A 10,301-nucleotide genomic window follows, 5' to 3' on the forward strand; every position below is an offset into this window, starting at 1 on the left:
GGGAATCATGAATGATAAAAAGACTAAACAGGTTAACCTTGATGCGGGTTTGCCGGACCTCTCGAAGTGGGTCATATTCTCCATCACCTTTGGTTTTCTCGGCATTAACATGGGATTTTCCCTGCAAAGCTCGCAGATGAGCCGGATATTCCAGTCCATTGGGGCCAACCCGAACAACCTGGGATTCTTCTTTATTTTCCCCGGCTTAATGGGGATGATCGTTCAGCCCCTGGTTGGTAAGTATTCCGACCGGACTTGGAATCGTTTCGGTCGGCGGATGCCCTATCTCCTCTTTGGGGCACCGATTGCGGCCATCGTTCTTTTGATGCTACCGTTCTCTGGCTCCCTAGGATTCGGCTATGGCTCAATGGCTGCCATGATTTTTGCGGCATTTGCCGTTTGCTTCATGGACCTCTTCAATAACATCTGTATGCAGCCATTCCGGATGATTGTCGGTGACATGGTTAATAATAAGCAGAAGAACTTTGCCTGGTCACTCCAACAAATCTTCTTCAATGGTGGAGGAATCTTGGCTTCTCTGCTACCGTTTATTTTTACTGCCTGTGGGATGCAGAACACCGCCAAGAAGGGTGTCGTTCCCAACACGGTTATCTACGCCTACGTAGTGGCAGCGGTGGTTCTCTTAATCACCAGTATGTGGACTGTCTTCAACGTTAAGGAGTATGATCCACAAACCTACGCCCGCTATCACGGCATCGATCCGAAGGCTAACAAGAAATCAGTCAGCTTATTCCACCTGGTAAAAGTTGCTCCCCGTGCCTTCTGGGAACTCTGCCTGGTTCAATTCTTCTCCTGGGTCGGTATCATGTATGTCTGGACCTACACGACGGGGGCGCTTGCTAAGAACGTTTGGCACACTACCAACCCAACCAGTGCGGGCTTCCAGGCCGCAGGTAACTGGTACGGGGTCTTAACCGCTATTCTAAGTATCGCTGGAATCTGCTGGGGATTCCTCTATTCCCACGCCAAAACGACAACCCGGAAAAAGTGGTACGCTACCGGTCTGACTCTTGGTGGAATTGGTTTAATTATGGTTTCGATGGTTCACGACAAGTGGCTAACGGTTGTTGCATTTATCCTCTTTGGAATCTGCTACTTCACTATCCACACCATGCCGTTTACCCTTCTTACTTCATCGCTAAACGGGCAAAACGAAGGGGCATACATCGGGCTGTTTAATATTGGGATTTGCCTGCCGCAGATTGTGGCTTCATTAATGAGTTTTCTCATCTTCCCATTAGTTGGTCATAGCCAGCCAATGATGATGCTGATTGCGGGTATTTCCCTCTTCTGTGCCGCTATCGCGGTTCACGGAGTTCACGAAGGAGTAGCTGTAAAGGCATAGTAATTGATTGCAAAATAAAAGGATGAAGTTGGATTTCCCAGCTTCATCCTTTTTGATTTAGTTTAGAAACTACTTCAGTGCCTTAAAGAAGGCCTTGCGGATTTTTTCGTCAATACCCATTGCGGACAGTGACCGCAGAGGGATGTTCGCCGAAATGGCAACCCACTTCTCGTCCTTCATCATTGGGGCCAGGATTTCGTACAGTCCTGAATCCTTGAGGGCTTTTTGGACATGTGGATCCTGGTTAGCCCAGAGGTCACCGACGTAGGTATTGCCAGTCACCTCACTTGTCGGGTTAGTCCCAATCGTCAACGTGAAGGCCATTGATAGCCGAATATCACGTGAAGAGGACCCCACCATAATCTTGTATTGGCCATTGTCAGCTTCCCATTGTTGCTTAGCAACGTTGTAGTAGGCAAATGCCCGCCGGGGGAGTGTCAGGGTCACGTGCTTGCTTTCTCCCGCCTCAAGGGCAACTTTCGTAAAGTCACGCAGCTCCTTGACCGGCATTTCAACCCGGCTGACCTGGTTAGCAACATAGACCTGGGCAACTTCCTTCCCGGCAACCTTACCAGTATTAGTAAGGTCAAAGCCCACCTTAACCGTGTCGGTCCCCTCCTCAACGGTCAGGTTGCTGTAAGCAAAGCTCGTGTAGCTGAGTCCGTGGCCAAATGGGAAGCGAACGGGCATCTCGTGCAGGTCATAGTAACGGTAACCAACGAAGATCCCCTCGTGGTAGTCCTCCTCGTCATGGTCCTTACCAAATGTCCCGTAGGTTGGGTTATCTTGCAGACGCAGCGGGAAACTCTCGGATAATTTCCCAGACGGGTTAACCTTCCCCGTCAAGATGTCCCAAGTTGCCTCACCGACAGCTTCGCCCGCCAGGTAGGTTTCAAAAATTGCTGGTACCTGGTCAGCCCACGGCATCTCCAGAACAGACCCATTTTCTAGGACAACGGTAACATTGCTGCTGACCGCAGCCACCTTGGCTAACAGGTCATTTTGGTTAGTGGGGAGCGAGATAGTGTCCTTGTCGAAGCCCTCCGTTTCCATCTCTTCTGGGAAACCAGCAAAGAAGACGACCTGGTCACTCTTCTTTGCGAGTTCAATCGCTGCTGTCGCCAGGTGCTCATCTGTTGCCGTTTCCTTTAAGGAATAGCCTTGAGCATATTGTGCACCTGCTGGCGCAGCATCCAGGGGCGTTACCACCTGGTGGGCGTTGACATGGGAGCTACCCCCACCTTCAAAACGGGGCTTGGCAGCCAGCTCACCAATAATTGCTAACGAATCGGTAGCATTGAGGGGCAATTGATTTTGGTCGTTCTTTAAGAGGACAATACTATCGTCGGCCATCTGACGAGCAAACTCATGCTGTTCCTTTTTATCGTACGTATCGGCCTTGGTTACCTTCTTCCCCCACTTCTCGACCATTCTCAAGACACGGAGGGCAGACCGGTTTAATGTTGATTCCTGGAGACGACCATCCTTGACGGCCGCAACAATTTCGTCGACCGATGCTTGACCCTTACCAGGCATTTCAAGGTCCAGGCCAGCCTTAATAGCCGCAACGTGGTCGGCCACGGCTCCCCAATCAGACATGACTAATCCCTGGAATCCCCACTCGTTCCGCAAGATATCAGTTAGCAGGCGTTGGTTCTGGGAGTTCAGAGTCCCGTTAAGGCGGTTGTAAGAGCACATCAAGGTTGCCGGGTGGGCCTGCTTGACAATCCGTTCAAACTGAGCCAGATAAATTTCCCGGAGAGCCCGCTCGTCGATGTTTGAGGATGAGGTGAAGCGCTGGTTTTCCCGGTTATTGGCCGCAAAGTGCTTGACACTGACGCCAACGCCCTGGTCCTGAACCCCCTTTACATATGCGACCCCCATCCGGCCAGCAAGTAACGGATCTTCAGAAAAGTATTCAAAATTCCGCCCGGCCAATGGTGACCGCTTAATGTTAACACCGGGGCCCAGCAAAACGCCAAGATGCTCAGCGTTGGCAGCAATTCCCAGGTGGGTCCCAAGCTTATAGAGCATATCATCGTCAAAGGAACTAGCCGTGAGAGCCGACGACGGGAAGCAGACCGCATCCACAGAGTCATTGATATCGGCTGGTGATGCATCGATGTTTTGCTTCCGCAATCCCGAGGGCCCATCAGACATCATCATCCGGTCAACTCCTGGTACCTTAGCGGTGAACCAAAAGTCCTTTCCGGAAACCAGGGCCGCCCGTTCTTCAAGGGTTAGGCCCTCAACAAAGTCCAAATCAATTGTTACCATTAGCATTTCATTCCTTTCGCACAAGTTAAACGCTTACTTAGAGCATATCATGATTGAATGTCGGGAGACAATTTTGCCGAGTATATTTATTTCCTGGGAAATATTTCCCTGTTATAATTGGTGGGAAAACCGCAGAGGAGTGACAAATATGCAAAAATTAAATTTGAAACACGTCTTAATTGCCGGAAGTGCAGCGGGCCTGATCTCCGGCCTCGTCAAGTTGGGCTGGGAAAATGTCTTGCCACCACGGACTGCCGCCCGGAACAAGGTTAACCCACCCCAAAAACTACTCCAACAGTTGGGTATTCCAGCAAAGTTAACTCAGGCCAGCTACCACTATTCTGGAGAAAGCCTTCCCTGGGTTAGTTACCTAGTCCACTTCGGTTTCTCAGTTAGTTTTGCAACGGCCTACGCCGCCCTCCTGGACAAAAAGGTCAAGGCCTTGACCCGGGACGAAGGGGTGCCGTTTGGAATTGCGGTGTGGGTTGCCTTCCACCTGGTAATTATGCCGGCAATGAAGACCGTCCCTAGTGTTCATGACCAACCCTGGGAAGAACACTTATCGGAAGGCTTGGGCCACGCAATTTGGATGTGGACCAACCACGAGATTGCTAGTGAAGTCTTGCGTCAACTGTGAACTACTCGGCCATTAATGACCGCGCTTCTGGGAACATGAAGTAGTATTTAGGATATTATGCCTGTATTCAGGATACCTAACTTACATAACTCCACTCTTTTACCATGGCTAGTCCCTAGCCAATAGCTTTTAATCCTTGATGCAAGATATTAACTGCCGCATTAATATCGCGATCATGATGGGTACCACAGCTTTGACACGACCATTCACGAATTTGTAACGGCTTTGGTCCGCTATGGTAACCACAGTGGCTACAAATTTGGCTAGTGTAGTTTGGCTTAACCACCACTAAACGTTTACCATACCAGGCACACTTATACGCCAACATAGTCCGGAACTGATACCAACTAGCATTCGCAATTGCTTTAGCCATGCAATGATTTTTCTGAAGGTTTTTGGCTTTCAAATCTTCAATGACGATTACGTCGTATTGCTTAACTAAGTTCGTTGTTAGCTTATGCAAATAGTCTTTGCGCTGGTTCGCTACCTTGGCTTGGTAACGGGCCTTTTGTTGCTGTGCTCGTTGCCAGTTTTGGTAATCACTCAGTTCTTTCTTGGTGGTTTTATGATTATGGTTCCATTGACAGACGGCAACCGTCGCCTGATGCTTCCGTTTGGCATACTTACTTTGCCACTTAGCTGCTTGCTTTTCCGCCCATTTAGCATTAAAGGTTCCGTACTTAATTCCATCAGAACTAATGGCTAGATTAGCGATGCCAACATCAATTCCGACTGCTTTTCCTGTTTTTCTCAGGTGTTTGGGAGTTTCAACCGCCACTTGTAATGACAGATAGTAACGGCCGGTGGGCTCAAGGCAAACCGTATAGCACTTAAGCTTGTTATCAGCTAACCGGGTTGTTTTACTGGTACGAATGCTGCCCAGCTTAGGTAATCTCACTCGCCGCTTAGCAAGTACCCGACAAACTGACCGCCCCGTATGAGCTTGCCGAATAGCACGACGCGATTTAAAACGTGGGTAACCACCTTGGCGTTTAAATAACATCTTAAAGGCTTGGGCGAGATTGTGATTGACGACAAGGAAGCTAGTTGAGTCACTAGCCCGAAGAAATGGGTATTCCTGCTTGAGTCTCTTCAGCAGATAATTCATCCCGTATTCATTGACAAAGTGACTACTAGGATTATTTTGGTATCGCTCCTTGGCCATTGCCAACATTTGGTTCCAAACGAAGCGCTCGTTACCAAACATCTGCCACAATTGTTCCCTTTGCTGGGCATTGGGATATAGACGAAGTTTGATCCCCTTTATAACTTGTGCCATTTTCACCACAATCTTTCATCATTGGCCAGTCAACAAAGCTAATTAATACCTGAACACCACTCTCTGTTAAGGATATTATATCATATCCTGAAACATGTGTTCGATTAAAAGATTAAAAAATGGGCAATTCATCACGTCCTTAAAAGAACGTGTTTCCTTGCCCGTTTTCAAAAAATAAATAAGCAAGAAAGGCTCTGCCGAAAGTTTTCCGGTCAGAGCCTTTTACAATCAATCCCAGTTATTTCGGAGCTTCATCAGCTGGTGGCTGAGGCCCTTAGTCTGGTCATAAACTTGGTGGTAAACCTTGTAGAGGTCGTTGTACTTGGCAACGGCATCAGCTTGTGGTTCGTAGGTTTTGCCGAAGTGAACAAACTTCTTTGCGCAGTCCTGCAGGGAGTCGTACCAGCCAAGGCCAACAGCAGCCAGCATGGCAGCACCAAGGCCTGGTCCCTGCTCGTTAGTCAGGGAAACGACTTTCTTGTTGAAGACATTGGCCTGGAGTTGGAGCCAGAAGTCACTCTTGGCACCCCCACCGATGGCAACGACGGTGTCGAAGTCCTGGCCGTGTTGGTCATAGATGTTGAGGATGTCACGGAAGCTGAAGGTAATTCCCTCAATAACCGCCCGGACAAAGTCATACTTGTTCTGCATGCTGTCAACACCGATGAAGCTTCCCCGAATATCCGCGTCGGCATACGGGGTCCGTTCACCAACGACGTACGGAGTGAAGAGGAGACCGTTGGCGCCCAATGGCCGTTCAGCAGCCTTGTTAACCATTGCGGTAAAGTCCTCATCAGCAGCAAAGGTGTGTTTGAACCAGTTTAGCGAGTGTCCTGCCGCCAGGGTAACCCCCATGGAGTAGTAAGTATCAGGAATGGCGTGGCATTCGTACTGGAGGGCCCCGTGGTAGTTGACGTTAGCGTCTGGTTCGTATTTCAGGACAACCCCTGAGGTCCCAATACTGGACATCACCATGTTTGGTTGGAGGATACCGGCACCAACTGCCCCACAGGCGTTGTCACCACCGCCACCGAAGACACGGGTGGACTTCTTTAGGCCAGAGAACATCGAGTAGTAGTCCGTTACCGTTCCAGCTTCATCAATTGACCGCATCAATGGTGGGCACATTGACATCGGGATATCAAAGGCATCACAAATTTCCTTGCTCCAGGTCCCCTTCTTAATGTCGTAGAGGACGGTCCCGGTTGCGTCAGAATAATCAATTGCTTGTTTGCCGGTCATAATGAAGCGCACGTAGTCCTTAGGTAAGAGGAAGCTCTTGGCCTTGGCCCAAATCTCCGGCTGGTTTTCCTTGACCCACAATAGTTTAGGCAAGGTGAACCCTTCCAGGGCCCGGTTACCGGTGATGTCGATAAACTTATCACCGAGCTTTTCCTTAATTTCTTCACACTGCTTGGTGGTCCGTGTGTCGTTCCACAGCATTGCCGGACGAAGGACCTGGCCATTCTCATCCAGTAATACCAGGCCGTGCATTTGTCCGGAGAAGGAAATCCCCTTGATTTCTTCCGCCTTCAAACCATCCCGGAGGATCAGACGGTCAATGGCAATGGTCGTTCCATAGAGCCAGTCTCGCGGGTCCTGTTCACTATAACCCGGGTGTGGTTGGTGAAGTTCATAGCCATAGCTTTCCTGGGCGGCAATTTGGCCTTCCGGGTCCATTGCGGAAACCTTGACCGCACTAGTACCGAGGTCAACACCGATTACGTATTCGTTCATTTCATTTCATTCCTTTCAATGATAAAAGGGTCGGGGCAAAGTTGATTGCCTCGGCCCTTTTATTATAAGACACTACAGATAAATAATGATCTACACGGAAATTTTTAGATTAATTGATAGGTAGTTGCTGTTATTAGTATTTGAGCCTCAATTACTTGAGTTCAAAAGAGGGGTCATTATTTAGCAAGTGTTTCAATCATGTAGTGGTTGATAGTATCCTTGATTTCTTCAAGGTGGTCAGATTGAGTTGCAGCACGGAGTTCGGATTGTGGAGTATCGATAACAGTCTTTTCGATGCTCTTGAAGTCTTCCTTGCCTTCTTCGATCCGCTTACCAAGACCTTCGTCCCAGCTAGCGTAACGCTTCTTCAGGATGTCGTCTAAGAAGCCGTCTTCCTTCATGGCAGCGGCAACCCGCAGACCAGCGGCAAAGCTATCCATGCCGACAATGTGACCGTAGAACAGGTCTTCTGGCTTGAATGAAGTCCGCCGTGGCTTGGCATCAAAGTTCAGACCACCGCGAGGTCCAATGCTACCGTTTTCGATAACTTCCCACATAGCAGCAGTGGTTTCGTACAGGTTGGATGGGTATTCATCAATATCCCAACCAATCAGCTTGTCACCTTGGTTAGCGTCAAGAGAACCAAGCAGACCAGCTTCACGAGCAACCCGAATTTCGTGTTGGTAAGTGTGACCAGCCAAGTTAGCGTGGTTACCTTCAAGGTTAAGCTTGAAGTCCTTGTCCAGGCCGTATTCACGCATGAAGTTGATGGTTGTAGCGGCATCAAAGTCGTATTGGTGAGTAGTTGGTTCCTTTGGCTTTGGTTCAAGAAGCATTTGGGCATCGAAGCCGATTTCGTTAGCGTAGTCCTTAGCCATGTGGAAGAACTTAGCGATGTGTGATTGTTCACGCTTCATTTCAGTGTTCCAAAGTGATTCGTAACCTTCACGGCCACCCCAGAAGACATAGTTTTCGGAGCCAACCCGCTTACCGATTTCCAGGCTGTGCTTCAATTGGGCACAAGCGTAAGCGTAAATCTTAGCGGATGGAGCAGTACCAGCACCTTCAAGGAACCGTGGGTTAGTGAAGAGGTTAGAAGTATTCCAAAGGACCTTCATGCCAGTGGACTTTTGATATTCAACAATCTTGTCAACGATCTTATCCAGGTTCTTGTTGGTTTCACGAAGGGTGTCACCTTCTGGAGCAAGGTCACGGTCGTGGAAGCAAAGGAAGTTAACGCCTAACTTCTTGTAAAATTCAAATGCGTAGTCAACCTTAGCTAAGGCTTGGTCCATTGGGTCAGTGTACTTGTCGTAAGGACGCATTGCAGTACCATCACCAAATGGGTCGACCAGGCGTTGGTCAAATGTGTGCCAGTAGGCAACGGCAAACCGCAGCCAATCCTTCATCTTCTTGCCCAGGATTACTTCATCTGGGTTGTAGTATTGATAGAACAAACCGGACTTAACACTCTTGTGTGGTCCTTCGTACTTAATGTCGCCAACGTTTTTCCATAAATCAGCCATATCGATAGCCTCCTGAAATATTTAGTTTGTATAAACAACTAACTTACAATTCTTAATATACACTCCGCACCCGACTTTGTAAACCCTTTCTCAAAAGAAATTTTACTTTGGACCAAATTTGAAGCCGCCCCGCAGGAGGAATCCCTTGTCTCGTGGGCCTGAACAGATATAGAATAAACATTAGCTTTATCAATTAAATTATGGGGAGTTTTTTCTATGGAGCGGGACCTTACCCGACTAAATAACATCAAACGCGTTAAACAGCAGCTCTTTAACAATGCTGCCATTTCACGAGCGGACATCGCCCGTAATACGGGACTGCATAAGTCCACCATTTCATCAATCTTTGCGGAACTAGATCAGCAGGGCTATATCGTCCACCTCGGTCGGGGAAATTCAACTGAAGGTGGGGGCCGGAAGCCGGAGCTCTTTACCATTAATAGTCACTTTGGTTATGTTGCCTGCTTCAACATAACTTATGATTCATTATTTGTGATGTTTCTCTACGCCGATGGTCAGGAAATCTCCTTCCAACGTTTTCCTTCGCAAAATCACGATATTCTTCAAGTAATGGACCTGATCAACCGTGAACTCGCTACGGCAGCCAAGAATAATGATACCGAGCATGGCCTGCTAGGAATCAGCTTTTCAATTCACGCTGTCGTCGACCAGAACAAGATTATTCATTCTCCTTACTACGCCACCAAGGGGATCGACCTCCAGCAATACTTTGCCGACCGTTACCAGGTTCCCGTGATGATCGGGAACGAAGCCAACCTGGCGGCTATTTATGAGCGGGACTACGCCAACCAGGATAGTCTTGCTAACCTGGTTGTTTTAAGTATCCACCGGGGGCCCGGGATTGGGGTCATCGCAAACCACAAGTTGTTCAGTGGCTTTCGGGGGATGGTCGGAGAACTCGGCAGTGTCATCATCCCCAACAGCCGTGGAAAACTCCAGGAGGTCGGCGACTACATCTCCGTCGATGACCTGGTCAACCGGGTCTGCCAAACAGTTGGGTACCGGTTTTCTTCATTAGAAGAATTTTACCAAGCATGTACCGAACCGACCGCAATGGCCCAGCAGGTGCTTGATGGTTTTGCCGATATCGTTGCCCAGACCCTCTTCAACCTCCAGATGCTGTATGGTCCTGAAAGGCTCTTCATCAACTCCCCACTAACCGAGAACATCCCCGGCCTGACAGGGCAAATTAAGGTCGCCGCAGAAAAGCGAAAGGTGCAAGTGCCAATCACTTCAATCAGTGGTTCCAAGTACGTCTCCCTCCTCGGTGCTGGTGCCCTCATGATTAGGAAGGTAATCAACCTGGCAGAGGTTAACCTGCAGTTCCAGTGGTCCCGGGGGATTGGTTAAGCATTTAAATCACGAAAAAAGCCACTGGGCGTTTTCACGCTCGGTGGCTTTTCCTAGTGCGCCCGGCATGGGTATTAGCTAGGTGGTGAAAGTCCACTATGGGCCGTA

At 48.9% G+C, this 10,301-nt stretch carries 7 protein-coding genes; 3 read left to right on the top strand and 4 right to left on the bottom strand.

All coding sequences use genetic code 11. The annotated features are described in order from the left end of the window. Window positions 1–7 precede the first annotated feature (7 nt). A complete protein-coding gene (locus FD32_RS07935) occupies window positions 8–1,366 on the top strand; it encodes an SLC45 family MFS transporter (RefSeq protein ID WP_047768118.1) in 1,359 nt (452 codons plus the stop codon). A 69-nt stretch (window positions 1,367–1,435) separates the two neighbouring features. Here FD32_RS07935 and FD32_RS07940 read toward each other — a convergent pair whose 3' ends face one another. Beyond that, on the bottom strand, window positions 1,436–3,643 hold the full coding sequence (locus FD32_RS07940) for a glycoside hydrolase family 3 C-terminal domain-containing protein (RefSeq protein ID WP_152666511.1): 2,208 nt from the start codon (window positions 3,641–3,643) through the stop codon (window positions 1,436–1,438). A 148-nt stretch (window positions 3,644–3,791) separates the two neighbouring features. Between FD32_RS07940 and FD32_RS07945 the strand changes: the two genes are divergently transcribed. After that, window positions 3,792–4,280 carry a DUF1440 domain-containing protein gene (locus tag FD32_RS07945; RefSeq protein ID WP_047768114.1) on the top strand — a complete coding sequence of 163 codons (489 nt, stop codon included), beginning with the start codon at window positions 3,792–3,794 and terminating at the stop codon, window positions 4,278–4,280. A gap of 115 nt (window positions 4,281–4,395) precedes the next feature. Here the strand turns inward: FD32_RS07945 and FD32_RS07950 are convergent, their stop codons facing one another. The 3 genes from FD32_RS07950 to xylA form a co-directional block, all read right to left on the bottom strand. Beyond that, entirely contained in the window at window positions 4,396–5,559 is a 1,164-nt protein-coding gene (locus FD32_RS07950) for an RNA-guided endonuclease TnpB family protein (protein ID WP_047768145.1), read from the bottom strand. A gap of 228 nt (window positions 5,560–5,787) precedes the next feature. Further along, the gene (gene xylB / locus FD32_RS07955; RefSeq protein WP_047768112.1) at window positions 5,788–7,296 is read right to left on the bottom strand and encodes a xylulokinase; all 1,509 of its coding nucleotides are present in this window, start codon (window positions 7,294–7,296) and stop codon (window positions 5,788–5,790) included. Between the two features lie 176 nt (window positions 7,297–7,472). Then, window positions 7,473–8,822 carry a xylose isomerase gene (xylA, locus tag FD32_RS07960; RefSeq protein ID WP_047768110.1) on the bottom strand — a complete coding sequence of 450 codons (1,350 nt, stop codon included), beginning with the start codon at window positions 8,820–8,822 and terminating at the stop codon, window positions 7,473–7,475. A 216-nt stretch (window positions 8,823–9,038) separates the two neighbouring features. Here xylA and FD32_RS07965 point away from each other — a divergent pair, with 216 nt between their 5' ends. Further along, window positions 9,039–10,193: an ROK family transcriptional regulator gene (locus FD32_RS07965; RefSeq protein ID WP_047768107.1), complete on the top strand. Its 1,155-nt coding sequence runs from the start codon at window positions 9,039–9,041 to the stop codon at window positions 10,191–10,193. The last annotated feature ends 108 nt before the right edge of the window (window positions 10,194–10,301 follow it).

It is taken from the genome of Limosilactobacillus panis DSM 6035, assembly GCF_001435935.1.
In the GTDB taxonomy this organism is placed as follows: Bacteria; Bacillota; Bacilli; order Lactobacillales; family Lactobacillaceae; genus Limosilactobacillus; species Limosilactobacillus panis.